The 25419-nt window shown below is 67.6% G+C and carries 20 protein-coding genes; 5 read left to right on the plus strand and 15 right to left on the minus strand.

Annotated elements, in window-relative coordinates; translation table 11 throughout:
* Positions 1 to 1890: a class I poly(R)-hydroxyalkanoic acid synthase gene (gene phaC, locus AC1DP9_RS04520; protein WP_477106730.1), complete on the minus strand. Its 1890-nt coding sequence runs from the start codon at positions 1888 to 1890 to the stop codon at positions 1 to 3.
* Positions 1891 to 2268: 378 nt separating this feature from the next.
* On the opposite strand from phaC, the gene AC1DP9_RS04525 reads away from it, so the two are divergent.
* Positions 2269 to 2508 (plus strand): hypothetical protein, encoded by a 240-nt coding sequence (locus AC1DP9_RS04525; RefSeq protein WP_477106731.1) that lies wholly within the window; start codon positions 2269 to 2271, stop codon positions 2506 to 2508.
* On the opposite strand, the gene pgeF is transcribed toward AC1DP9_RS04525, so the two are convergent.
* Positions 2497 to 3309 (minus strand): peptidoglycan editing factor PgeF, encoded by an 813-nt coding sequence (pgeF, locus tag AC1DP9_RS04530; RefSeq protein ID WP_477106919.1) that lies wholly within the window; start codon positions 3307 to 3309, stop codon positions 2497 to 2499. The genes AC1DP9_RS04525 and pgeF overlap by 12 nt on opposite strands.
* Positions 3299 to 4525, minus strand: a complete 1227-nt coding sequence (locus AC1DP9_RS04535; protein WP_477106732.1) for an RluA family pseudouridine synthase — start codon at positions 4523 to 4525, stop codon at positions 3299 to 3301. Before AC1DP9_RS04535 ends, pgeF begins: the two co-directional genes overlap by 11 nt.
* A gap of 17 nt (positions 4526 to 4542) precedes the next feature.
* Between AC1DP9_RS04535 and AC1DP9_RS04540 the strand changes: the two genes are divergently transcribed.
* A complete protein-coding gene (locus AC1DP9_RS04540; RefSeq protein WP_092292926.1) occupies positions 4543 to 5373 on the plus strand; it encodes an outer membrane protein assembly factor BamD in 831 nt (276 codons plus the stop codon).
* A 55-nt stretch (positions 5374 to 5428) separates the two neighbouring features.
* Here AC1DP9_RS04540 and AC1DP9_RS04545 read toward each other — a convergent pair whose 3' ends face one another.
* Genes AC1DP9_RS04545 through AC1DP9_RS04555 form a run of 3 tightly spaced genes read right to left on the minus strand, consistent with a single transcriptional unit; the run spans position 5429 to position 8659 of the window.
* Positions 5429 to 7630 (minus strand): ATP-dependent DNA helicase, encoded by a 2202-nt coding sequence (locus AC1DP9_RS04545; protein WP_477106733.1) that lies wholly within the window; start codon positions 7628 to 7630, stop codon positions 5429 to 5431.
* Between the two features lie 48 nt (positions 7631 to 7678).
* Positions 7679 to 7882, minus strand: coding sequence for a DUF465 domain-containing protein (locus AC1DP9_RS04550; RefSeq protein ID WP_092292923.1), 204 nt, complete (start codon positions 7880 to 7882; stop codon positions 7679 to 7681).
* Between the two features lie 57 nt (positions 7883 to 7939).
* Positions 7940 to 8659, minus strand: a complete 720-nt coding sequence (locus AC1DP9_RS04555; RefSeq protein ID WP_477106734.1) for a hypothetical protein — start codon at positions 8657 to 8659, stop codon at positions 7940 to 7942.
* 245 nt (positions 8660 to 8904) lie between these two features.
* Here AC1DP9_RS04555 and AC1DP9_RS04560 point away from each other — a divergent pair, with 245 nt between their 5' ends.
* The gene (locus AC1DP9_RS04560) at positions 8905 to 11283 is read left to right on the plus strand and encodes a Tex family protein (RefSeq protein WP_092292919.1); all 2379 of its coding nucleotides are present in this window, start codon (positions 8905 to 8907) and stop codon (positions 11281 to 11283) included.
* A gap of 57 nt (positions 11284 to 11340) precedes the next feature.
* On the opposite strand, the gene AC1DP9_RS04565 is transcribed toward AC1DP9_RS04560, so the two are convergent.
* The 9 genes from AC1DP9_RS04565 to AC1DP9_RS04605 all read right to left on the minus strand — a co-directional run bounded on the left by AC1DP9_RS04565 (position 11341) and on the right by AC1DP9_RS04605 (position 22435).
* Entirely contained in the window at positions 11341 to 12933 is a 1593-nt protein-coding gene (locus AC1DP9_RS04565) for a hypothetical protein (protein ID WP_477106735.1), read from the minus strand.
* Between the two features lie 93 nt (positions 12934 to 13026).
* Positions 13027 to 14925: a potassium transporter Kup gene (locus tag AC1DP9_RS04570; protein ID WP_092292915.1), complete on the minus strand. Its 1899-nt coding sequence runs from the start codon at positions 14923 to 14925 to the stop codon at positions 13027 to 13029.
* 347 nt (positions 14926 to 15272) lie between these two features.
* The gene (locus AC1DP9_RS04575) at positions 15273 to 15995 is read right to left on the minus strand and encodes a branched-chain amino acid ABC transporter ATP-binding protein (RefSeq protein WP_441591149.1); all 723 of its coding nucleotides are present in this window, start codon (positions 15993 to 15995) and stop codon (positions 15273 to 15275) included.
* Positions 15992 to 16759, minus strand: a complete 768-nt coding sequence (locus AC1DP9_RS04580; protein WP_092292911.1) for an ABC transporter ATP-binding protein — start codon at positions 16757 to 16759, stop codon at positions 15992 to 15994. The genes AC1DP9_RS04575 and AC1DP9_RS04580 overlap by 4 nt, the downstream gene beginning before the upstream one ends.
* Positions 16756 to 17832, minus strand: coding sequence for a branched-chain amino acid ABC transporter permease (locus tag AC1DP9_RS04585; RefSeq protein WP_477106736.1), 1077 nt, complete (start codon positions 17830 to 17832; stop codon positions 16756 to 16758). The genes AC1DP9_RS04580 and AC1DP9_RS04585 overlap by 4 nt, the downstream gene beginning before the upstream one ends.
* Before the next feature lie 16 nt (positions 17833 to 17848).
* On the minus strand, positions 17849 to 18715 hold the full coding sequence (locus AC1DP9_RS04590; protein WP_092292907.1) for a branched-chain amino acid ABC transporter permease: 867 nt from the start codon (positions 18713 to 18715) through the stop codon (positions 17849 to 17851).
* Between the two features lie 42 nt (positions 18716 to 18757).
* The gene (locus AC1DP9_RS04595) at positions 18758 to 19972 is read right to left on the minus strand and encodes an ABC transporter substrate-binding protein (RefSeq protein WP_477106737.1); all 1215 of its coding nucleotides are present in this window, start codon (positions 19970 to 19972) and stop codon (positions 18758 to 18760) included.
* A gap of 24 nt (positions 19973 to 19996) precedes the next feature.
* Positions 19997 to 20824, minus strand: coding sequence for an alpha/beta fold hydrolase (locus tag AC1DP9_RS04600; protein WP_092292902.1), 828 nt, complete (start codon positions 20822 to 20824; stop codon positions 19997 to 19999).
* A gap of 9 nt (positions 20825 to 20833) precedes the next feature.
* Positions 20834 to 22435 (minus strand): benzoate-CoA ligase family protein, encoded by a 1602-nt coding sequence (locus AC1DP9_RS04605; RefSeq protein WP_477106738.1) that lies wholly within the window; start codon positions 22433 to 22435, stop codon positions 20834 to 20836.
* A gap of 245 nt (positions 22436 to 22680) precedes the next feature.
* On the opposite strand from AC1DP9_RS04605, the gene AC1DP9_RS04610 reads away from it, so the two are divergent.
* A complete protein-coding gene (locus AC1DP9_RS04610) occupies positions 22681 to 23649 on the plus strand; it encodes a helix-turn-helix transcriptional regulator (protein ID WP_477106739.1) in 969 nt (322 codons plus the stop codon).
* Between the two features lie 108 nt (positions 23650 to 23757).
* Entirely contained in the window at positions 23758 to 25416 is a 1659-nt protein-coding gene (boxC, locus tag AC1DP9_RS04615; RefSeq protein WP_477106740.1) for a 2,3-epoxybenzoyl-CoA dihydrolase, read from the plus strand.
* Positions 25417 to 25419: the final 3 nt, after the last annotated feature.

The following is a 25419-nucleotide window of genomic DNA, read 5'->3' on the forward strand; positions in this document are numbered from 1 at the left end:
TCAGGCGCGCTGCTTGACGTAGCGGCCCGGTGCGGGTTCGATGGCCCGGTAATGGGCGTTGCCATAGTCGGCCGGCGCGGCGCGCTTGGCGCCGGCCTGCTTGCCGAGCCACGCCATCCAGTCCGGCCACCAGCTGCCGGGCTTTTCCTCGGCGCCGGCCAGCCATTCCTGGGCCGAGCCGGGCAGCGCCTCGTTGATCCAGTGGCTGCGCTTCTTCTTGGCCGGCGGGTTGATCACGCCGGCGATATGGCCGGACGCGCCAAGCACGAAGCGCAGCTTGTTCTTCAGCAGGCCGGTGGAAGCGAAGGCAGACGTCCACGGCACGATGTGGTCCTCGCGCGAGCCATAGATATAGGTCGGCACGTCGATATCGCCCAGGTCCAGCGGCGCGTTGCAGACGCTCAGCTTGCCGGGCACCTTCAGTTCGTCCTGCAGATACATATGGCGCAGGTACCAGCAGTACCACGGGCCGGGCAGGTTGGTCGCGTCGCCGTTCCAGAACAGCAGGTCGAACGGTACCGGCGTGTTGCCCTTGAGGTAGTTGTCGACCACGTAGTTCCAGACCAGATCGTTCGGCCGGAGGAACGAGAACGTGTTGGCCAGCTCCACGCCGCGCAGCAGCGCGCACGGGGCCCCGGCAGCGCCGCCGATGGTGGCCTCGCGCAGTTGCACGTGCGGTTCGTCGACGAATACGTCCAGGATGCCGGTGTCGGTGAAGTCGAGCAGCGCGGTCAGCAGCGTCAGGCTGGCCACCGGGCGCTCGCCGCGCGCGGCCAGCACGGCCAATGCCGTGGCCACGATGGTGCCGCCCACGCAGAAGCCGAGCACGTTGATCTTGTCCTGCCCGCTGATGTCCCGTGCCACCTCGATCGCGCGGATGGCCGCGTGCTCGATGTAGTCGTCCCAGGTGCGCTCGGCCATCGACGCATCGGGGTTGCGCCACGACACCAGGAAGACCGTGTGGCCCTGCTCCACCACGTAGCGGACCAGCGAGCTTTCGGGCTGCAGGTCGAGGATGTAGAACTTGTTGATGCACGGCGGCACCAGCAGCAGCGGCCGGGCGTGGACCTTGTCGGTCAGCGGCTTGTACTGGAGCAGCTGGAAATATTCGTTCTCATAAACCACCGCGCCCTCGGTCACGGCCACGTTGCGGCCCACCTCGAAGGCGGTGTCGTCGGTCTGGGAGATCTTGCCCCGGGTCAGGTCCCCGAGCATGTTGCGCATGCCGGTGCGCAGCGATTCGCCGCCCGATTCGATCAGGCGCTGCTGGGCGTCGGGGTTGGTAGCGAGGAAGTTGGCGGGCGACATCGCGTCCACCCACTGCGACACCGCGAAGCGGATGCGCTGGCGGGTCTTGGCGTCGGCCTCCACGGCGTCGGCCAGCTCGGTCATCGTGCGGGCGGTCAGCAGGTAGAACGCGGCGGCGTAGCGGTACGGCGCGTTGTTGCGCCAGGCCGCGCTGGCGAAGCGGCGATCGGACAGCCGCTGACTGGCGGCCTCGGCATCCCCGTTGCTGTTGCCACCGGCTGCGCCGTTCGGCACGGCAGCCGCGCCCATTTCACGCCAGAGTTCGGAGAAGTCTTTCAGGTAGCGTTCCTGGATCTGAGCCAGCAACATCGGCGGGATCTTCAGGCCGGCGCCTGCCGGGCCCTGGAATGCACCCTGGAACGCCTTGGCAAATGCATCGCCGCCGGGAAAGCCCGGGAACGCGCCCGGCACGCCGTTCGGCATGCCTGACGGAAAACCGGGCGGCAGCTTGCCGTTGATTTCAGGAGCCCACTGACGGGACCATTCCAGCCATGCAGCTGGATCGAATGGCCCCGGCGCAAACTGAAACGGTTGGGACTTGTCTTCCGCGCTGGAAGCTGCCGCACCTTTGCCGGTCGCCATGATGTATTCGTCTCTCTGCCGTCGTGATGGGTAGACGGGCTCGGGGTAACTGTCTCCCGACCCGCCCCGATTCCGGGTTGCGCCTCTGGATGATCTGGTCACCCAGACCGGGACGCCGCATTGGCGGCGCCAGGTCATACGCTATGCTTGCCGGCGAAACCCTGGAGAACTTCCTCGGTTCCGATACATTTGAAGGCATTGTTGCCTTGCAATGTAGACGCTGTCAATGCGGAATTCCGCATTGCGAACGCGCGTGCGGGAAACGCATCCCCGACCTACCGGACGGTAAGCCTGACGCGGGTTCGCGGGCAGTCCGAGGACCATTTTCGGCTGCCACGTGACGCCACCGTACTTTTAACAGATAGAGATGAACGCCTGATGTATATCGTCGCAATCGGCTGGATCTACGTGGCCCTGATGATGTCGATTACCGAGACGAACCTCGTGGCCGGGGTGGCCACGTTCCTGTGCTACGGCGTGGCGCCGGTATCGATCATCATCTACATCATGGGAACGCCCGGCCGGCGGCGCCGGCGCCAGGCGCGCGAGGCGGCCGAACAGGCGGCCAGGCAAGCCGGGCCGAAGCCCGTCGAGGAAACGGAAGGGTCAGGCCGCTAGCCAGACCAGCGTGGCCATGCGACCCGTGGTGCGGTCGCGGCGGTAGGAGTAGAAACGCGCGGCGTCGGCCACGGTGCAGGCATCGCCGCCGTAGACCCGCGTGCAGCCGGCGCGCGCCAGACGCGTGCGGGCCAGCGCGTACAGATCGGCCCAGTACTTGCCCGGCGCGCCGGGGCGGAACGCCGCCTCGACGGCCGGCCGCTCCGCTTCGCGGGCCTGGGCCAGGAACGCTTCCCGAACCTCGGCGCCCACTTCGAATGCCGATGGGCCGATGGCCGGGCCCAGCCACGCCAGCCATTCCGAACCGGGGCCGGCCTGCGCGGCCATGCGCGCCAGGGTGGCCTCGATCACGCCGTCGCAGAGCCCGCGCCAGCCGGCATGGGCGGCACCGACCACCGTACCCGCCGCATCGCACAGCAACACCGGCAGGCAGTCCGCCGTCATGATCGCGCAGACGTGGCCGGGAGTGGTGGCGATGCTGGCGTCGGCACGCGGCACACCGCCCTCCCCGTCTTCCACCCCGTCTTCCACCCCGTCGGCGGTCGCCACGGCGCAGCCGTGCACCTGCTCGAGCCAGCGCGGCATGGCAGGCAGATGCGCCGCCAGCCGGGCACGGTTCTCCGCCACGGCGGACGGGTGGTCCCCCACATGCGTACCGAGATTGAGCCCGCCCGGGCTGCCATCGGCCAGCCCGTAGGGGCCGACGCTCACGCCACCCTGCCGGGTCGTGGACAGCGCCCGCACGCGGGCCGGCGCCGGCCAGTCCGGCACGATCCAGCCGGGTTGCCGCTCAAGCGTCATCGTCATCCCTTACGTAGATGATCTCGACGTCATGGTCGTCATCGTCGTCGAAGTCGTCATCGTCGTCCTCGACCGGCCGCGCGGCGTAGCCTTCAAAGTCGAGCGCCTCGATCAGGTCCAGCATGTCCTCGGGCGGCTCAACCTCCCACGACACCTTGCGCCCGGTCTCCGGATGCACCAGTCCCAGCTTGCACGCATGCAGCGCCTGGCGCTCGAACGGCACCGGCAGCGTCACGCGGATGGCCGGGCGCTGGCCGCGCTTGGTGGCCTTGTGGTAGACCGGGTCGCCCACGAGCGGATGGCCGATCGACTCGAAATGCACGCGAATCTGGTGCGTGCGGCCGGTTTCGAGCTGGCACATCACCATCGACACCTTGCCGCGGCCCAGCGGCACCGTGCCCAGCGTCTTGAAGTGCGTACGCGACGGCTTGCCGCTATTCGTATGGACGATGGCCATGCGCGTGCGCTCGCGCGGGTCGCGGGCGATGGGGGCGTCGATGGTGCCCTCGTCCGGTGTCTCGCCCCAGACCAGCGCGAGGTAGGTGCGCTTGACGGTCCGGGCGGCCAGCTGGCGCACGAGGTCGGTCTGCGCGGTAAGCGTACGGGCGACGACCATCAGGCCCGAGGTTTCCTTGTCCAGCCGATGCACGATGCCGGCGCGCGGCAGCCGCCCCGCGGCCGGGTCGCGGTGCAGCAGGCCGTTTAGCACCGTGCCGCTCCAGTTGCCGGCGGCCGGATGCACGACCAGCCCGGCCTGCTTGTTGATGACGAGTAGCGTGGCGTCCTCGAAGACCACGTCCAGCGGCACGTCCTCGGCCGTGAAGGCGAGCGACTCGGGCGCGACCTGCGGCTGGATCTCGATCTGCTGGCCCATCTGGACCGATGCCTTGGCGCGGCTCGGCTCGCCATCCACCCGCACGGCGCCTTCCTCGATCCATTGCTGGATGCGGCTACGGGAGAATTCGCTGAAATGCCGCGCGAGCAGCTTGTCCAACCGCTCCCCATGTGCAGCACTATCCACTTCAAGGTATAAAGGCGGCTGGTCCGGCGCGGTGGCCGGCGTGGCCATCACCGCGCCGCCGTCTTCGCTGACATCGCCGAGATCGTCGTTGAAATCATCGGTGTCCAGCGGGGAATCGACATCCGCCGGGGAATCGTTCGCCGGACCGTTTTCGGCCTTAGGGCTTGGGCTATAATGCTTGACGCTATTTTTCATCCGGAACAGGTTGCCCAATGCAATTGCAGAGCATGAAACGCGCGAACTGGCGCGCGAGAGTTGGAGCGATTTTGCTCGCAGGCGGCTGCCTCATGCTGTCTGCATGCGGCCTGCTTGGCGACCAACCCGACGAAACGGCCGGCTGGTCGGCGAACAAATTATATTCGGAAGCCAAGGATGCGCTGGATGGCGGCGACTATACACGTGCCGTCAAGCTCTATGAAAAGCTGGAAGGCCGCTACCCGTTCGGCCGCTACGCCCAGCAGGCGCAGATCGACACCGCGTTCGCCAACTACAAGGATGGCGAGACCGCCGCCGCGCTGGCCGCCGTCGACCGCTTCATCCAGCTCCACCCGAGCCATCCCAACATCGATTACGCCTACTACCTCAAGGGCCTGATCAACTTCAACGACAACCTTGGCTGGCTGGGCCGCTTCTCCGGCCAGGACCTGAGCGAGCGCGATCCCAAGGCCGCGCGTGCCGCCTACGACGCTTTCCAGATCCTGATCACGCGCTACCCGGACAGCAAGTACGCGCCGGACGCGACGCTGCGGATGCAGTACATCGTCAACGCGCTGGCCCAGCATGAAGTGCATGCCGCCCGCTATTACTATCGCCGTGGCGCCTACCTGGCGGCCGTGAACCGGGCCCAGCAGGCACTGAAGGACTACGACGGCGCGCCGGCCAACGAGGAAGCGCTGTACATCATGGTCCGCTCGTACGATTCGCTCGGCATGAAGGATCTGCGCGACGACGCGGCCCGCGTGATGGAGCGCAACTATCCGAACAGCGACTTCGTCAAGTACGGCTCGCGCCGGAAAGACAAGTCCTGGTGGGAAGTGTTCTGAGCCTCGCCCGCAGGTAAAAAAAGCCCGACGAATCGTCGGGCTTTTTTTTCGGCGCTTATTCGTCTGCCGGCTCGTCCGCCGGCGCCGGCTCGGTTTTGCGCAGACCCTCCAGGAAGCGGATGACGGTGTCCGCCTCCCGCGTGCGCGTGAACGGCGGCAGGCTCTGCCAGATCTGGCGGCCGTAGGGCTTCTCCACGAGCCGGGTATCGCAGATCGCCAGCACGCCCCGGTCGGACTCGGAACGGATCAGCCGCCCGGCGCCCTGCTTCAGCGTGATAACCGCGTGCGGCAACTGGTGCACGGCAAACGGGCTCAGGCCCTTCTTCTGCAGGACCTCCATCCGGGCGGCCAGCACCGGGTCGTCGGGCGGGGCGAACGGCAGCTTGTCGATGATGACCAGCGACAGCGCCTCGCCGCGTACATCCACCCCCTCCCAGAAGCTCTGGCTGCCGACCAGCACCGCGTTGCCGAGTTGCCGGAAGCGATCCAGCAGCTCGGTCCGGCTCGCCTGCCCCTGCACCAGCAGCGGCAGGTTGAGCCCGCGCTCGGCAAACAGCTCGTACAGCATGTCCGATGCCTTCTGCACCGCGCGCAGCGTGGTACAGAGCAGGAAGGTGCGGCCGCCCGCGGCCTCGATCAGCGGCAGGGCCTCATGGACCACCGCTTCGGTGAACTGGGGCGACTGCGGCGCCGGCATGTTGCGCGGCACGTAGAGCAGGCCCTGCTTCGCGTAGTCGAACGGGCTCGGCAGCGTCAGCGACCGCTCCTTGTCCAGCCCGAGCTGGGCCGCGTAGTGGGTGAAGTTGCCCTTCACGGACAGCGTGGCCGAGGTAAAGACCCAAGCGCGCGGTTGGCCCTCGCGCTGGCGCGTGAAGATCGGCGCGATGGACAGCGGCGTGCGATGCAGTTGCACGGTATGCGAGAACACCTCGACCCAGCGCACGGTTTCCGGGCCCAGGGACACCGGCGCGGGCGGCGGCGTGCTTTCGCTCCCGCCATCGCCCTCATCTTCCGCCGGCGCAGCCGGGGCCGGAGCGGGCGCCACACGGTCGTCGCGCCAGGCGGCCAGCCGCTGGGCCAGTTCCACCGCCCGGCGGTGGCATTGTTCGAGCGACTCCGCGCGTTCGGCCTGGCTCTCTAGTGCTTCGACGAAATCGGACAGCGCACTGTCCAGCGCGTCGAGGGTCTCGAAGAACGGCTCGCGCGTGCGCGGATCGGATTCGATCTGGCCCAGCGCCAGCCGCAAATTGTCTCTGCCGAAGGCCAGCCGCAGGTCACGCGCGGCGCGCTCGAGCGGGCCGCCCAGCGCCACCCAGTCCACGGCATCGCGTGCATGGGAGAGCCCTTCCGCCACGGTATCGCGCGCCAGTTCCAGCAACTGGCTGGTGGAGAGCGTCTCGCCGAAGAACAGCGTCGCGGTTTCCGGCAACTGGTGGGCTTCGTCGAAGATCACCGTGTTGGCGGCGGGTAGCAATTCGGCCATGCCGGTGTCGCGCAGCACCACATCGGCAAAGAACAGGTGATGGTTCACCACCACCACGTCCGCCTGCTGCGCCTCCTTGCGGGCGCGCATCACGAAGCATTCCTTGTACTGCGGGCACTCGCTGCCCAGGCAATTGTCGCGCGTGGAGGTCACGAGTTGCCAGACCGGCGCGTTTTCGGGCACGGCAGCCAGTTCGGCCTTGTCGCCCGAGGTCGTGGTCTTGGCGAAGCGGGCGATATCCCGCAGCCACGCCGCGTCCTGCTTCGACGCCAGCCGGCCGTTGGCCTGCGCGCGCTCGAGGTGGTAGTGGCACAGGTAGTTGGCGCGCCCCTTGAGCAGCGAGACCGAGATCGGCACGTTCAGCGCCTTGCGCACCGTGGGAATGTCGCGCAGGTACAGTTGGTCCTGGAGGTTCTTGGTGCCCGTGGACAGGATCACCTTGCCGCCCCACAGCATGGCCGGGACGAGGTAGGCGAAAGTCTTGCCTGTGCCCGTGCCCGCCTCGACGATCACCGAGTCGTTCTGGGCGATGGCACCCGCCACGGCCTCGGCCATCTTCTGCTGCGACGCGCGCGGCCGGTAGCCGGGAATGCCGGTGGCCAGCGTGCCGGTATCGGCGAAGATCGTCGCCAGCTGCGCTGCCTGCGTAGCCGCCTGGTTGGCCGATGCGGCGGCCACCGCCTCGTTCAGCGAGGTGTGGTCGTCCTGCGGCAGCGCTTCAGGGGATGGCGTTTCGGCGGATTCGGGAAGCGCGTCGTCGGTCGGTTCAGACAAAATGAGTTTTCTGCAAAGGCGTGGCGCGCGGGGGGCGCCTGCGGGAATTCAGGCCGGTACGTCCGGCTCGAGCTGAAGCTGCAACAGCGTGATGGCGTCCTTGAGCTTGAGCCGGCGCTTCTTGAGCCGGCGCAGCTGCAGTTCGTCGTGGGCGGCGTCCTCGGACAGGTGATCGATCAGGAAATCGAGATCGCGATGCTCGATTTGCAGTTCGATGATCTGCCGCGCCAGTGTGTTGAGATTCTCATCCATGTAGCGGCTCCCCGTGGATCGTCCGGCCCGCGCCGACAGCCTGGGCTGTCACGCCGGTCAGAACCCGAACGGGCTCGGGGTGGAACCCTGGCCCTGCTTTTTCTTTTCCTCGGCATTGGCGCGGCGCTCGTCCAGGTCCTTCTGGCGCTGGGCGGCGTCCGCCTGCTTCTGCTGGTAGGCCCGCGTGTTTTCCTGTCGCTGGCGGGCCTGGTCGGCGCCCTTCTGCTTCGCCTCGTTCATCTTGGCGTCGAAGTCGGACTGCTTCTGGTTGTACTTTTCGGCGTTGGCGGCGCGCTGGGGCGCGTCGGCGCCCTGCTGGGCGTCGCGCAGCGCCTGTTCCTGCTGCTTGCGGTCGTAGGAGGCACGGCTGGCGGCCTCGTTGGCGGCGCGGCCCGGCTGGCCGGCCTCGTACTCGGCCTGGCGCAGCGCCTGTTCGCGGTCGCGCTCGGCGGCCTTCCAGGCACGTTCGGCGTCGCCCACCTCGAGTTCCTTGCCGCGCAGCACGTGGAGTTCATCGCGCTGCACGTCCTTGGCCTTGTCGATGCAGCTGTTCACGAGGAACTTGCCGTAGCAGGCGCGCTCGGCCTCCGCAAAGCGGTAATTGGTCCACGCGCGGGAGTCGCCAATCGCCTTGCGCTCGGCCTCGAAGTCGCGCGGGGGCGGATTCTTGGTCTGCGCCAGAGCCGGTGCGGCCAGCAACAGGGCGGCGCACATTGCGGCAAGGACGGGGGTGGAGACGAGATGGGCCACGGCGGCCGAACGGGGCTTGACGATCATGGCCGAATTCTAGCATCCGGGGGCCTTGTCAGCCCCACCGGCAAACGTTGCAACATGTGTCCGATCCGGGGCCGGGGTGGGCCCAGGGTGGGGTCCGGGGGAGGCTGGCACGGGGCTGGCGCGGGGTTGGGTGGCCCGCCCGGGCGCGGTGTCGCGGAACAGGCACGTGAAAAGCCGTCTTCCCGTCACCGGCAGCGCCGTGCGCTTGTGGCAAAATGCCCCGCTTTCGACCGACTAGTTTCCCGATGTCCAACTTGCCTGCTTCCGTCTCGCAAAAGATTGTGTCGCTCATCGCGGCAGAACTGTCCGTGCAACCGCGCCAGGTGGCGGCAGCCGTCGCGCTGCTGGACGAAGGCGCCACCGTGCCGTTCATCGCCCGCTACCGCAAGGAAGTGACTGACAACCTGGACGATACGCAGCTGCGTAACCTCGAGGAGCGCCTGCTGTACCTGCGCGACATGGAGGACCGCCGCGCGACGATCCTGGCGTCGATCGAGGAACAGGGCAAGATGACCGACGCGTTGCGCGCCGCCATCGAGGCCGCCGACACCAAGCAGACGCTGGAAGACCTGTACCTGCCGTACAAGCCCAAGCGCCGCACGCGCGCCCAGATCGCCCGCGAATGCGGCCTGGAGCCGCTGGCCCAGGCGCTGCTGGCCGACCCCACGCTGGACCCGCAGGCCGAAGCCGCCAAGTTCGTCAACGGCAACCCCACCGCCGACGGCGGCGTGCCCGACGTCAAGGCCGCGCTGGACGGCGCGCGCGACATCCTCTCCGAACAGTTCGGCGAAACCGCTGAATTGCTAGGCAAGCTGCGCGAGCACCTGTGGAACCACGGCGTGGTCGCCTCCACGGTGATGGAAGGCAAGGAAGGCGCCGAGGAGGAGAAATTCCGCGATTACTACGCCTATAGCGAGACCATCCGCACCGTGCCGTCGCACCGGGCGCTGGCGCTGTTCCGCGGCCGCAACGCGGGCGTGCTGATGGTGAAGCTGGGCCTGGGCGAGGAACAGGACGCGATGGTGCCGCACCCGTGCGAAGGCATGATCGCGCGCCATGTGGGCATCGAGAACCGGAACCGTCCGGCCGACAAGTGGCTGGGCGACGTGTGCCGCTGGTGCTGGCGCGTGAAGGTGCAGCCGCATATCGAGACCGAACTGCTGACGCAGCTGCGCGAAACCGCCGAGAACGAGGCCATCAAGATCTTCGGCCGCAATCTGCATGAGCTGCTGCTGGCCGCGCCGGCCGGCCCGAAGTCGGTGATGGGCATCGACCCGGGCATCCGCACCGGCTGCAAGATCGCCGTGGTCGACCATACCGGCAAGCTGCTGGACACCGCCACGATCTACCCGCACGAGCCGCGCCGCGACTGGGAAGGCTCGCTGGCCACGCTGGCCCGCCTGGCGAAGCAGCACAACGTGGCGCTGGCCTCCATCGGCAACGGTACGGCCAGCCGCGAGACCGACAAGCTGGTGCAGGACCTGATGAAGCGCGCCCCGGAACTGAAGCTGACCAAGATCGTGGTCAGCGAGGCCGGCGCCTCGGTCTACTCGGCTTCCGAGCTGGCCGCCAAGGAATTCCCGGAGCTTGACGTGTCGCTGCGCGGCGCGGTGTCGATCGCCCGCCGCCTGCAGGACCCGCTGGCCGAACTCGTGAAGATCGATCCGAAGTCGATTGGCGTGGGCCAGTACCAGCACGATGTGAACCAGCGCGAGCTGGCACGCGCGCTGGACGCCGTGGTGGAAGACTGCGTGAACGCCGTGGGCGTGGACGTGAACACCGCCTCGGCCCCGCTGCTGGCCCGCGTGTCGGGCCTGAACACGGTGCTGGCGCGCAATATCGTCGAATTCCGCGATGCCAACGGCGCGTTCCCGAACCGCGATGCGCTCAAGAAGGTGCCGCGCCTGGGCGACAAGACGTTCGAGCAGGCCGCCGGCTTCCTGCGCATCAACACGGGCGACAACCCGCTGGACCGCTCGTCGGTCCACCCGGAAGCGTATCCGGTGGTGCAGCGCATTCTGGATCACATCAAGAAGGGCCTGCCCGACGTGATGGGCAACCGCGACGCGCTGCGCGGCGTGACCGCCCAGCAGTTCACCGACGAGACCTTCGGCCTGCCGACGGTGCGCGACATCCTGACCGAACTCGAGAAGCCGGGCCGCGACCCGCGTCCCGAGTTCAAGACCGCGACGTTCCAGGACGGCGTGGAGGACATCAAGCACCTCCAGCCGGGCATGGTGCTCGAAGGCGTGGTGACCAACGTGGCCGCCTTCGGCGCCTTCGTGGACATCGGCGTGCACCAGGATGGGCTGGTCCACATCTCGGCGCTTTCCACCAAGTTCGTGAAGGACGCGCACGAGGTGGTCAAGGCAGGCCAGATCGTCAAGGTCAAGGTGATGGAGGTGGACGTCAAGCGCAACCGCATCGGCCTGACCATGCGTATGGACGACGAGCCGGGCCAGGCCGCGCCCCGCGCCGGTGGCGAACGGAGCGATCACCGCGGCGGCCAGCGCCACGGTGGCCATGGCGGTGGCGGTGGTGGCGGCAAGGGGTTCGGCGGCGGCAAGCGCGAACCCGAAGTGGCCGGCGCCATGGCGGCAGCCTTCGCCAAGCTCAAGCGCTGATCCACCCGGGCGGCCACCCCACACACCGGGCCGGCCGCCCCGCCCCACCCCACCCCCTCACAGTGGATTGATGATCCCGCTCGGCTGCTGGACCCGCGTGGGTCCGATGATGCTGTTGAACAGCAGGTCGCCATCCGGCAGGAACTGCATCACCGCGTAGAAGCCGTTGCCCCAGATCCCGGTTCCGAGGATGGTCTGGTGCACGGTGGCGCCGGTGTTCCAGTCCAGCCCGGACACCACCCATCCCCAGCCGTTCTGGTAGTAGCCGTTCGTAAACACGAGGTTCGAGCCCGCGCTGATGGCGGGCACCATCGAGTTCGACGAAATGTCGCTGCGCGCCCAGCTCGAGGCCCACGCATGGGTCAGCGGGTTCCACGCGAAGCGCTCGACGCCAATCGGCGACGGCAGCAGCGGCCCCCGGATCAGTCCATCCACGATCGCACTCGTCCCACTTCCGGTACTGCCGTCCGCCGCAGACACGTTGTTGACGACGAAGGCGCCATAACCGTTCACCGCGACCGACTGGTCGGTCTGGATGGCGTACCCGGCCGGCAAACCGCAATTCACCTGGATCTGCCCCGCCAGGCGGTTGGTGAAGCCCGCGGGAATCTGGTCGCGCCAGAACGCCAGCAGGCTCATGCGCGTGAGGCCGTCGGTGATGACCACGAGTTTGTCGGGATCGGCGCCGAAGCCCATCAGGGTGGGCGTGCTGCCCGAGCCTGAGCCGAAGATGGTCGGGAAGGTGTCGCCGCTGGGATAAGAGCTGCTCCACGCGCCGTCCGCCGCGTTCTGGGACAGCGCGCTGCCTGTCCAGACGAGTTTTCTCAAGATCCTGTCGGAAACGACATAAATCCCATTGTTCTCGTCGACGGCGGCGGAATTGCTGACGCTCTCGTCCGCGCCGAGCGTGACCGTATGCACCGGCCCCGTGAACGACCGGTCGACAATCGACACGGACCGCGTGCCCAGCACCACCAGCTTGCCGTCATAGGTCATCACCACGCCGGCCAGGTTCTCGCCGGGCTGGAGGAAGGTGGTGGCGTTCAGCGACCGCACCACGCTGATCCCCAGCAGGGGCACGGCCGGCACGTTCAGCGCGAGGGCCAGGATCTGGTTGCCGCTATTGATATAGAGGACGTTGTTGTTGTCCACCACGCCGTAGGCGCTGGGAATGCCGCCGGTGGGCAGCAACTGCGCCACGATGGCCTGGGCCTGGGCGATGGTGCCGATCGGATTGGTCAGCAGGCCGAGCAAGGTGGTCTGCAACGTGGCCGTCGCGCCCGGCAGGAGCGCCCGCGCCACGGGCGTGAAGGCGTCGTTGGCCACCGAGATATAGGTCACGCCCGTCGGCGACACGCCCCACATGTAGTTGGGCGATGTCGACGCGAAGGTCATGATGTTGACCGGCCCGTTCGTCGCCTGGGAAAGCTGCAACGGCGGCGGTGGCGCCACGGTGCGGGCGCCGCCGGTCACGGCATAGGGGAAGGTGTCGCTCTGGGACGAATCGAAATGGGTGATGGCGTAGGTGGGGGCGGCCAGGAAGGGGTTGGGCACTGGCGTGCCCGCGCTGGCGAACTGGCCGACGCCCGTCATCAGGCCGATGGCGACCGCCATCCGGCGCCAGCTGCGTACCGTGCAGAATCTGAACATGAGAGGCTCCCGGGGGCAAAAAGAAACCCGGCCAGCGGGCCCTACTCCGCTGGCCGGGTTCTCATGTATAGGCGAAGCGCCGCCCCGGAGCGGTCAGATTTCGACCTTGGTCCCCAACTCCACCACCCGGTTCGCCGGGATCGAGAAGAAGTCAGACGGCTTGGCGCCGTTCTGATGCATCCACGCGAAGAGACTTTCCCGCCACATCGACATACCCGGCAGTTTGGACGGAATGACCGACTCGCGGGCGATGAAGAACGACGTCTCCATCAGCTCGAAGGACATGCCCAGCTTGCGCTGCGCGAGGTCCAGCACGCGCTGCACGTCCGGGGTCTCCTTGAAGCCGTATTCGGACTTGAGGATGAACACGCCGCCGCCGAGATCCTTGCAGGTCAGGCGATGGTCGTCATCCACGAACGGGATGTCCCGCGTGACAAAGCTCAGGAACACCACGCGCTCGTGCAGCACCCGGTTGTGCTTGAGGTTGTGCAGCAGGGACACCGGCACCGACTCGGTATTGCCGGTCAGGAACACGGCCGTGCCCTCCACGCGGTGCGGCGGGTGCGCCAGCAGGCCGGCGATGAACGGCTCCAGCGGAATGCCGTCCTCCAGGCTGCGCGCGCGCAGCAGCTTGCGGCCGCTGTACCACGTCATCAGCAGGAAGAACGCCACGCTGCCCATCAGCAGCGGGAACCAGCCGCCCTCGGCCACCTTGAGCAGGTTGGCCGCGAAGAAGGTCAGGTCCACCAGCAGGAAGCCACCGGCCAGCAGGGCCACCAGCACCGGGTTCCACTTCCAGACGCTGCGCATCATGAAGGCGGCCAGGAACGAGGTGATCAGCATCGTCGTGGTCACAGCAATGCCGTAGGCCGCGGCCAGGTTTTCCGATTTCTTGAACGAGATCACCACGGCAATCACCAGCACCAGCAGGATCCAGTTGATCACCGGCAGGTAGATCTGGCCGATCTCGGCCGCCGAGGTGTAGCGGATGCGCATGCGCGGCACGAAGCCGAGCTGGATCGCCTGGCTGGTCAGCGAGAACGCGCCGGAGATCACCGCCTGCGAGGCAATCACGGTGGCGCAGGTCGAGAGCAGCACCATCGGAATCAGCAGCGGCTCCGGCACCATCAGGTAGAACGGGTTGACGGCGGCGGCCGGGTTCTGGAGCAGCATCGCGCCCTGGCCGAAGTAGTTCAGCATCAGGCACGGCATGACCAGGATGAACCAGCCGATGCGGATCGGCCGCGCGCCGAAGTGGCCCATATCCACGTAGAGCGCCTCCGCCCCGGTCAGCACCAGGAACACCGCGCCCAGCACGATGAACGCCTGCAGCGAGTGGTCGATCAGGAAATTGACGCCATAGAGCGGGTTCACCGCCGCCAGGATGCCGGGCGCCTGGATCAGGTTGTAGATACCCAGCGCGCCGAGCGTGATGAACCAGATCGTCATGATCGGGCCGAAGAACTTGCCCACGGTGGCGGTGCCGTGCCGCTGGATCAGGAACAGGATGGTCAGGATCACCAGCGTGATCGGGATCACGAAGTGCGATAGCTGCGGCGCGGCGATCTCCAGGCCCTCCACCGCCGAGAGCACCGAGATGGCCGGCGTGATGACCGCATCCCCGTAGAACATGCACGCGCCGAAGATGCCCATCATCATCAGCATGCGGGCCTTGCGCGAGCGCGGCGTGGCGGTGCGTAGCACCAGCGCCATCAGTGCCAGCACGCCGCCTTCGCCATCGTTGTCCGCACGCATCACGAAGACCACGTACTTCAGCGACACCACGATGATCATCGCCCAGAACAGCAGCGAGATGATGCCTAGCGCGGCGTCCGGCGTGAACGGAATGCCGTGCTCCTTGCTGAAGCACTCCTTGAGGGCGTAGAGCGGGCTGGTGCCGATGTCGCCGAAGACGACGCCGATAGCGGCGATGACGAGGGCCCGGGTACTCGGACTCTCGACGAAATAGTGACTGGTTGCGGATTGAGTCATTGTTTTGGGTCTGGTGGACCGGCTTGCGCCTCCCCGGCCATGGATGGCACCCCAGACAATGTGACGTTCTGGGCACGGGTTCTCTCACGCAAGCGGCTCCGGCCGCTCGGGGGCTTAGTGGCCTCTATTGCATTGCACAAACGGGCGCATTCTAGATGAAGTGAACTAATACGACCACTGTGGAAGATGCCCATCGCGGGCTCGGTGACCGATCAAGGATGGGAAAGAAGCGGTGGCGGGTCAAGGCGGATTCGGGCGGATTGGCCCCCGAAGGGTGCGCCGCACCGCGCACCACCGTTGCGGCACGACCACAAAAGAGATCGATGCGTTACTTGATGCAGGACGGTTCAAACGCCGAGGTAGCGGTCGAGCGCAGCCGGCGCGGCGGCCAGATCGGCGGCGGGGCCGGCCAGTACCACCTGCCCCTTCTCCAGCACCACCACGCGGTCCGCATGGGCCAGCACGGCGCGGTAGTTGCGGTCCACCACCACCGAGGCGATGCCGGTGGCCCGTACGGTCTCGATCACGTGCCAGATCTCCCGCACGATTTTCGGCGCCAGACCCTCGGTGGCTTCGTCGAGCACCAGGCAGTCCGGATTGGTCATCAGCGCCCTGCCGATGGACAGCATCTGCTGCTCCCCGCCCGACAACTGCTGCCCGCCATGGGACAGCCGCTCCTTGAGCCGGGGGAACAGGTCCAGCACGCGCGCCTCGTCCCAGTCCTTGCGGCCATGGCAACCCGCCCGCGCCGCCATCAGCAAATTTTCCCGGACCGACAGATTCGGAAAAATGCCACGCCCTTCGGGGACGTAGGCGATGCCGAGCCGCGCCACCTCGTGCGGCTGGGCGCGGGACACATCCCGGCCCGCCACGCGGATATCGCCCTCCCGCTGGCGCACATGGCCCAGCAGGGTCCGCAGCAGCGTGCTCTTGCCCATGCCGTTGCGGCCCAGCAGGCCCACGGTCTCGCCTGCGCCGACGTGGAAGTCCACCCCGCGCAGCACATGGCTGGAGCCGTACCAGGCGTTCACGCCGATGGCGTCGATGATGTCCGGCGATGCCGCGCTCATGCGTGGGCCCCTTCTTCTTCCCCGAGGTAGGCCAGCTGCACCGCCTCGTTGGCCCGGATCGCGGCCGGATCGCCGGTGGCGATGACCGCGCCATTGACCATCACCGTGATGCGGTCGGCCACGGCGAAGACCGCCTCCATATCGTGCTCGACCAGCAGGATCGCGTGGCCGTCGCGCAGGCCGCGCAGCAGGTCCAGCATCCGCGCGGATTCCTCGGCGCCCATGCCGGCCAACGGCTCGTCCAGCAGCAGCGCCACGGGCTGCGTGGCCAGGCACATCGCCACTTCGAGCTGGCGCTTCTGGCCGTGGGCGAGTTCGCTGGCCAGCCGCCCGGCGTGCGCGGCCAGGCCGGCGCGCTCCATGGCTTCGTCGGCCAGCGCGCGGCTGGTGCGGCAGGCCTGCGCCGGCTCCCACAGCCGCCAGGCCCGCTGCGCGCGCGATTGCGCCGCCAGCCGGCAGTTCTCGCGCACGGTCAGCGGCAGGAAGATGTTGTTGCGCTGGTAGCTGCGGCCGATGCCCTGCCGCGCCAGCCGGGGCTGGCTCCAGCCGGTCACGTCCTCGCCCTGCAGCCGCAGGCGGCCGGTGGACGGCGGCAGTTCGCCGGACAACATGTTGATCAGGGTGGATTTGCCGGCGCCGTTGGTGCCGATGACCGCGTGGATCTCGTGCAGGCGCAGCGTCAGGTTCACGCTGTCCACGGCGGTCAGCCCGCCGAAGCGGCGCGTCAGCCCTTCGGCCTGCAACACGGGGATGGCTTCCGTCATACGGCCTCCCGGCTGCGCGCGTGGCTGTCAGCAGCGGCCTCGCCTGCCGCCCCACCATTGCCGCGCCGGCGCGGCGAACGCTGGCGCAGCACCGCCGGCACGCTGACCAGCCCGCGCGGCAGCAACGCCACGGCCACGATGATGAAGCCGCCCATCAGCAGTTGCCAGTGCTTGGTCAGCGTGCTGAACCATTCGGCCAGCAGCACGAACGAGAACGCGCCCAGCACCGCGCCGGCCAGGCTGCCCACGCCGCCCAGGATCACCATCAGCATGGCATTGCCCGACTGGTGCCACGAGGCAATTTCCGGGTTCACGAAGCCGAACTGGATGGCGTAGAGATAGCCCGCCAGCCCCGCGAACACGCCACCGGCCACGAACGCGCCGAGCTGGTAGCGATAGGTGGCATAGCCGGCCGCCCGCATGCGCTGCTCGTTATGACGGATGCCGACCAGCGCGTGGCCGAAGCGCGAGCGCAGCAGCACCGCCAGCGCCACCACCGTCAGCACCAGCGCCACCAGCACCAGCCAGTAGAAGTTCACCGGGTCGTTGACGGTCAGCGGCCGGTCCCGCAGCAGGCTGAATTCGGGCCGGAAGTAGATATAGGTGCCATCGCTGCCGCCGGCGATCTTCGTATCGTGGAACACGAAATAGACCATCTGGGCGAAGGCCAGCGTAACCATGATGAAGTACACGCCGCGCGTACGCAGCACCAGCGCCCCCACCACCAGCGCCAGCGCCCCCGCAGCGCCCAGCGCGCCCAGCAGCAGCAGCCAGCCGTTGCCGGCCCCGCCCTCGGGTGCCAGCATGGCCGTGGCATAGGCGGCCATGGCGAAGTAGGCGGCATGGCCCAGGCTCACCAGCCCGGTGTAGCCAATCAGCAGCTGGAGCGAGAGCGCGAAGATCGCCATGATCATCACCTTGCTCAGCAGCTCGATATAGAACTTGTGGCTGTCGGCGGTCAGCAGCAGCGGCGCCACGGCCAGCACGGCCAGCGCCACGAGCCAGCCCAGCGCCGCCAGCCAGGGCGGCCGGCGCACGTCTTGCAGCGGGGGAGCGGAGAGAGTCGGTTTCATCGATGGAGCACGCAGGTCAGCCGGCCCGGAACAGCCCCTGGGGCTTCCACAGCAGGATCAAGGCCATCAAGACGTAGATCAGCACGCCGGCGGCGTCCTGCCAGAACACCTTGCCGAAGGTATCGACGAAGCCGAGCAGCAGCGAGGCCACGAGCGCCCCCTTGACAGACCCGATCCCGCCAATCACCACCACCACGAAGCAGACGATCAGCACCTGCCCGCCCATGCCCGGGTAGACCGACGACACCGGCGCGGCAATCATCCCCGCCAGCACCGCCAGCGCCACGCCCAGCGCGAACACCAGCCGGTACAGCACGTTCACGTTGATGCCGAGCGACTGCACCATCTCGCGGTTGGTGGCCCCGGCGCGGATCATCATGCCCAGCCGGGTGCGGCGGATGACCCAGTACATCGCCCCCGCCACCAGCAGGCAGACGGCCGAGATGAACAGCCGGTAGACCGGATAGGTCATGTCGTTGCCGATCGGCAGCGCGCCGTCGAGCAGGCCGGGAATCGTCACGCCGTGCACGTCATCGCCTACCAGGATGCTGCGCAGCTCCTCGAACACGAGGATCAGGCCGTAGGTCATCAGCACCTGCTGCAGGTGGTCGCGCTGGTAGAGGTAGCTGAAGAACGCCCATTCGAGCACGTAGCCGAACGCCACGGCCAGCACGATGCCGAGCGGCAGCGCGATAAACAGGTTGCCGGTGAGACTGGCCAGCGTGAACGCCAGGTAGGCGCCCAGCATGTAGAAGCTGCCATGGGCGAGGTTGATCACGCCCATGATGCCGAAGATCAGCGTCAGCCCGCTGGCGACCAGGAACAGCAGCAGCCCGTACTGCACGCTGTTCAGGCACTGGATGAGAAAGGAAACGATGTCCATGCTGGGGCCAGTCTCGATTCACGCCGGCGGTGCGCCGACGCCTTACAGGCGGCAGCCGCGCGCCGGGTCGGCCAGGGCCTTCACCGCCACGCCGCTGACCTTGTTCTCGCGGCCGTCCACCTTGCGCAGGTAGAAGTCCTGCACCGGGTTGTGGGCCTTGGAGAGCGTGAACACGCCGCGCGGGCTGTCGACCTTGGCGGCTTCCATGGCCTTGATGACCTCGGGCTTGCGCGACATATCGCCCTTCACGGCATTGGCGCCGGCGGCCAGCAACTGCGCGGCGTCGTAGCCCTGCACCGCGTACACATCCGGCTGGAGTTTGTAGGTCCTGGCGTAGTCGGTGCGGAAGGTCTTGTCGCGGGCGTTGGTCAGGCCATCGGCATAGTGCAGCGTGGTTTCCAGCCCCTGTGCCGCCGTGCCCTGGGCCTCCAGCGTGCCATCGGTCAGGAAGCCGGAGCCGTACAGCGGAATCTTGTCCTTGAGCCCGGCCGCCTGCCAGTCCTTGACGAACTTGACCGCCCCGCCGCCGGCGAAGAACACGAACACGGCGTCCGGCTTGAGCGAGGCCACCTCGGTGATCAGCGCCTGGAACTCCACGTTCGGGAACGGCAGGCTCAACTCCTTCACGACCTTGCCGCCCTTGGCCTCGAAGGCTTCCTTGAAGCCCTTCACGGACTGCTCGCCCGCCGCGTACTTCCACGTCAGCGTCACCACCTTCTTCATGCCGCGCTCGGCCAGCACCTGCCCCATTGCATAGCCGGGCTGCCAGTTCGAGAACGAGGAGCGGAAGATATTGGCCCCGCACAGCGGCCCGGTGGCCTCGTCGGCGCCGGCGTTCGGAATGATCAGCAGCGTGTTGTTTTCCTTGGCCACCTTGACGATGCCCATCTGCACGCCCGAATGCACCGTGCCCACCACCACGTCGACCTGATCCCGCTTGATCAGCTTGGTGGCGTTCTCGGGGGCCTTGGCCGGGTCCGATTCGTCATCCACCTTGAAATATTCGATGTCGCGCCCGCCCAGCTTGCCGCCCTGCTGCTGCACGTACATGCGGAACCCGTTCTCGATGGCCGAGCCCAGCGCCGCGTAGGTGCCGGTGTACGGGAGCATGAAGCCCACCTTGATCTTGCCGCCCGGGGCCGGCTGTGCCGGCTGGGCTGACTGCGCCAGCGCGCTGCCCCCGGCGACCAGCAGCGTGGCGGAAATCGAGGTGACGAGCGATGTAAACAGCGGCCTGCGCAATGCGGTGCGTTGCATGGGTGCTTCCTCCCCGGGGTCGAATTATTTTAAGGTTGAAGTATGTGCCGTTATAAACGCCGCCGAGGCCGCCGTCAACGCCCCCGCCTGGTCGCGATGGGGCGAGTGTCCACAGCGCGCGAGTTTAAGCAGCACGGTCTGCGGGGCATATCGATGGATACCCTCGATCTGCGCCATGGTCCCGTACTCGTCGTCCTCGCCCTGCACGGCCAGCACCGGGCAGCGGATATGGTCGAGCATCGGGCGCAGGTCCCAGTGGCGGAAATCGGCGTTGAGCCAGATATCGTTCCAGCCCCAGAAGGCGGAATCCACGTGGGCGTGGTGGCGCGCCAGCCGGGCGCGCAGGTCGGTGTGGAGGTAGGTCTCGCGTGTGGCGGCGATGCTGTGTACCGAAATGTCTTCCACCATGATGTGGGGGGCGAGCACGGTCAGGCCATCCACATCGTCCGGGAAGCTGGCCGCGTGGATCAGGGCGATGGAGCCGCCGTCGCTGTGGCCCAGCAGCCAGGGCTTGCCGTGGCGGCGTCCGGGGCCGATCTCCAGGGCATCGAACAGGGCCGGCAGCGCCTCGCGCGCCTGGCGGTGCATGAAATCCACGCCCCACTGCTCCTCCGGCGGGCGCGGTGTGGAACGGCCGTAGCCGTAGCGCGAGAAAACCAGCCCGCGAAAATCGCCCGCCTCGCACAGCTTGCGCGGAAAATCGCGCCACATGCTGACTGAGCCGAGGCCCTCATGCAGGAAGACCACGAGCGGCCGATGCTTCCGGCGCGCGGCTATCCACTGGTATTCGATGTCGAGTGTGCGGCCGTCGAACGGCACCTTGACCAGCGCGGTGTCCACGGTAGTCTCCATGGCGGCCCCTCAGGCGTGCCGCGCGGCGTCTTCGCGCTGGCGCAGCCGGAATCGCTGGATCTTGCCCGTGGCGGTCTTGGGCAACTCGTCCACGCACTCGATCTGGCGCGGATATTTGTAGGGCGCCAGCCGCGACTTGACGAAGGCCTGCAGCTCGGCCGCCATGCCGTCGTGCCACTGGTGGCCGGGGCGCATCACCACGAACGCCTTCGGCTTGACCAGCTCGGCGGCATCGGCCACGCCGATCACGGCGGCTTCCAGCACGGCCGGATGCTGGGCCAGCGCCGCCTCCACCTCGAACGGCGAGACGTAGATGCCGCCGACCTTGAGCATGTCGTCGCTGCGGCCGGCGTAGGTGTAGTAGCCCGCTTCATCGCGCAGGTACTTGTCGCCGCTGCGGGTCCAGGCGCCGACGAAGGTGTCGCGGCTCTTTTCGCGATTGCACCAGTACATCAGCGCCGCCGAGGGCCCTTTTATATAGAGGTCGCCGATTTCGCCCGCCGCGCAGGGCTCGCCGCGCTCGTCGAGCAGCTTCAGTTCGTAGCCGGGCACCGGCAGGCCGGTGGTGCCGTAGCGGACCTTGCCGGGCTGGTTCGACAGGAAGATGTGGAGCATTTCGGTGGAGCCGATGCCGTCGAGGATGTCGCAGCCGAAGTGGGCCAGGAAGCGGTCGCCGATGTCACGCGGCAGCGCCTCCCCGGCGGAGGTGCAGACGCGCAGCGCCACGGCATCGCGCGGCGGCAGGTCCGGCGCGGCGAGCAGGCCCGCGAACAGCGTCGGCACACCGCAGAAAACGGTAGGACGGTGCGTGGTCAGGCGTTGGAACACCGCCTGCGGCGTGGGCCGCTCGGCCATCAGCACGGTCGTGGCGCCCACCGACAGCGGAAACGTCAGCGCATTGCCCAGCCCGTAGGCGAAGAACAGCTTGGCGGCCGAGAAGACCACGTCGTCCTCGCGCAGGCCCAGCACCTGCCGCGCGTAGAGGTCGGCGGTGTGGAACAGGTTGCCGTGCGTGTGCACCGTGCCCTTCGGGCGGCCCGTGGAGCCGGAGGAATAGAGCCAGAACGCCATGTCGTCCGGGCCGGTGGCGAGGGTTTCGGCCAGCGGCGGCGCGCTGTCCAGCATGGCGGCCACGGTCGGCAAGCCGGTGCTCTCGACATAAGGTGCAGCAATGATCATATCGACGTGGATGCCCGCCTTGTCGATGGCCGCCTGCATCGTGCCGAGCAGCGGCGCGGACACCACCACCGCCCGCGCGCCGCTGTGGTCGAGCATGTAGGCGTAGTCGTCCACGGTCAGCAGCGTGTTCACCGCCACCGGCACCACGCCGGCCAGCAGGCAGCCGAGGAACACGGTCGGGAAGTCGATGGTGTCGAGCGCGCACAGTAGCACGCGCTCCTCGCGACGGAAGCCCGCCTGGCGCAGCGCGCCGGCAAAGCGGCGGCAGCGCGCGTCGAGTTCGGCAAAGGTGGTCGGGCCGGTATCGTCGATATAGGCCACCTTGGCGCCACGGCCAGCGGCGAGGTGGCGCGACAACAGGTCATCGGCCGCGTTGTAACGGGCGGGCAGCGCGGCGACGACCGTCTCGGCGCTGGGGGTCGGGGGCGTCATGTCTCCACTCCTCTGGCCGCCCCGGCGATGGCTCGACGGGTGCGGCGGGATCGGCTACAGCGATGGTCTTGTTCTGGCTGTCTCGTGACCGGCAGTCTTCGCCGCCGATGTCGATGCATTTTATTTCACATCGACTATTATGCAAGCGAGGGTATGCACTATATAACAGTATGCAGCACCCGCCGACCGGCACTTTGTCGCACGTATAATGCCGCCCTGGCTGGCCTCATCCCGAACTTTTTCCCATGCGTCGCGACCCCGAACCGTCACTGAATGCCGAAGCGAACGCCGAAGCGAACGCAGACAACCGCGCCGCGGAGCGCGATCCCTATCTGACGCACCTCGGGGAGCGCATCCGCTCGCTGCGCGCGGCGCGCGGCATGTCCCGCAAGGACCTCGCGCGTGGCGCGGGGGTGTCCGAACGCTACCTCGCCAATCTGGAAACCGGCACCGGCAACGCCTCGGTACTGCTGCTGCGCCACGTGGCCGGCGCGCTGGACGTGCCGCTGCCCGTGGTCCTGGCTGAGGTGGATGGCCACGCCGATCCGGCAGGCGGCGCGGAGCAGCCCGGCAGCCAGCGCGCCGCCGAGTTCTCGCAGCTCGTGCAATGGCTGGCGCAACTGCCTGCCGGCGACCTCGCCCGCGTGCGCGAAGCGGCCCGCCACGCCTTGTCCCCGGCGGAATCGCGCGATGCGCGGCATCGCCGCATCGCGTTGATCGGCCTGCGCGGCGCCGGCAAATCCACGCTGGGCCGGGCGCTGGCAGCCGCCGAGGGCATCCCCTTCGTCGAACTGAACACAGCGATCGAGCAGGAAGCCGGCGCGAGCCTCTCCGAAATCCACTCGCTCTACGGCCAGGCCGCCTACCGTCGCTACGAAATGCGCGCGCTGGAGCGTGTGCTGCGCGAGCACGACACGATGGTGCTGGCCACGCCGGGCAGCCTGGTCTCCGAGCCGGCCACCTTCAACCTGCTGCTGGCGCGCTGCTACACGGTCTGGGTGCGCACCTCGCCCGAGGAACATATGGCGCGCGTGGTGGCGCAGGGCGATATGCGGCCGATGGAAGGCAACCGCGAGGCCATGACCGACCTGCGCCGCATCCTCCAGGCGCGCACGCCGCTCTACTCGCGCGCCGATGTGTCGATCGACACCAGCGGCCAGGACGCCAACAGCTCACTTCAGGCCCTGCGCACGCAGATGCCCGCTATCGGCTGAACGTCGACAAGCCAGCAGGTCTGCATCGGGCCTTGCATCGCCTCCGTCGATGCACTATATTTCATCTCAAAGATGAAGGCACTATAGTGCATCAAGGAGACACGCCCCATGTCGGTCCCGGCCCCCGTTACGTTTGCGCGCCATCCGTCCCAGTATCGCCACTGGCTGCTGACCTTCGACGGTCCCGTCGCCACACTGTCCATGAACGTGGACGAGGAAGGTGGCCTGCGGCCCGGCTACGCGCTGAAGCTGAATTCCTACGATCTTGGCGTCGATATCGAACTGCACGACGCCCTGCAGCGCATCCGCTTCGAGCATCCCGAAGTGCGCACCGTGGTGCTGACCAGCGCCCGCGACCGCATTTTCTGCTCGGGCGCCAATATCTTCATGCTCGGCAAGTCCAGCCACGCCTGGAAGGTGAACTTCTGCAAGTTCACCAACGAGACGCGTAACGGCATCGAGGACGCCAGCCGCCATTCCGGCATCAAGTTCATCGCCGCCTGCAACGGCACCACGGCCGGCGGCGGGTACGAACTGGCGCTGGCCTGCGACGAAATCCTGCTGGTGGATGACCGCTCCTCCGCAGTCAGCCTGCCCGAAGTGCCGCTGCTGGGCGTGCTGCCCGGCACCGGCGGCCTGACGCGCGTGACCGACAAGCGCCGCGTGCGCCGCGACCACGCCGACATCTTTTGCCTGACCACCGAGGGCGTGCGCGGCCAGCGCGCCAAGGACTGGAAGCTGGTGGACGATGTCGTCAAACCCGCGCGCTTCGCCGAACACGTGCGCGAGCGGGCGCAGGCGCTGGCCGCCCAGAGCGACCGCCCCGCCGACGCCGAGGGCGTGACGCTGACGCCCCTCGACCGACAAGACAACGCCGATGGCTACCGCTACGACACCGTGCGCGTGGAAATCGACACCACGGCGCGCCGCGCCACGCTGACGGTCTCGGCACCCGCCGCCGACCAGCCGCGCGACCTCGACGCCATCCTGGCCGCCGGCGCCCAGTGGTGGCCGCTCAAGATGGCGCGCGAACTCGACGACGCCATCCTCACGCTGCGCACCAATCATCTCGACATCGGCATGTGGATCCTCAAGACCGAGGGCGATGCGGCCGAGGTGCTGGCCGCCGATACGCAGATGGAGGCCCACGCCAGCCACTGGTTCGTGCGCGAGACCATCGGCATGCTGCGCCGGACGCTGGCGCGGCTGGACGTCTCGTCGCGCAGCCTGTTCGCGCTGATCGAGCCGACCTCCTGCTTCGCCGGCACGCTGCTCGAACTGGCGCTGGCCGCCGACCGCAGCTACATGCTCCAACTGCCGGATGATCCCGACACCGCCCCGCGCCTGGTCGCCCATGACGCCAATTTCGGACGATATCCGATGCCGAACGGCCTCTCGCGGCTCGCCGCGCGCTTCTATGAAGACACCGCCGCCATCGAGGCCGTGAGCGCTCAAGTCGGCCAGCCGCTGGACGGCGCGCAGGCCGAGGCGCTGGGGCTGGTGACGGCCGCGCCGGACGACATCGACTGGGAAGACGAGATCCGCATCGCGCTGGAGGAACGCGCGAGCCTCTCCCCCGACGCCCTCACCGGCCTGGAAGCCAACCTGCGCTTCGGCCCGCGCGAGACCATGGAAACACGCATCTTCGGCCGGCTCACCGCCTGGCAGAACTGGATCTTCAATCGACCCAACGCCGTGGGCGAGCAAGGCGCGCTCAAGGTATTCGGCACCGGCAACAAGGCACGCTTCGACTGGGACCGGGTCTGACCG

Source organism: Cupriavidus sp. 01L43, assembly GCF_056399925.1.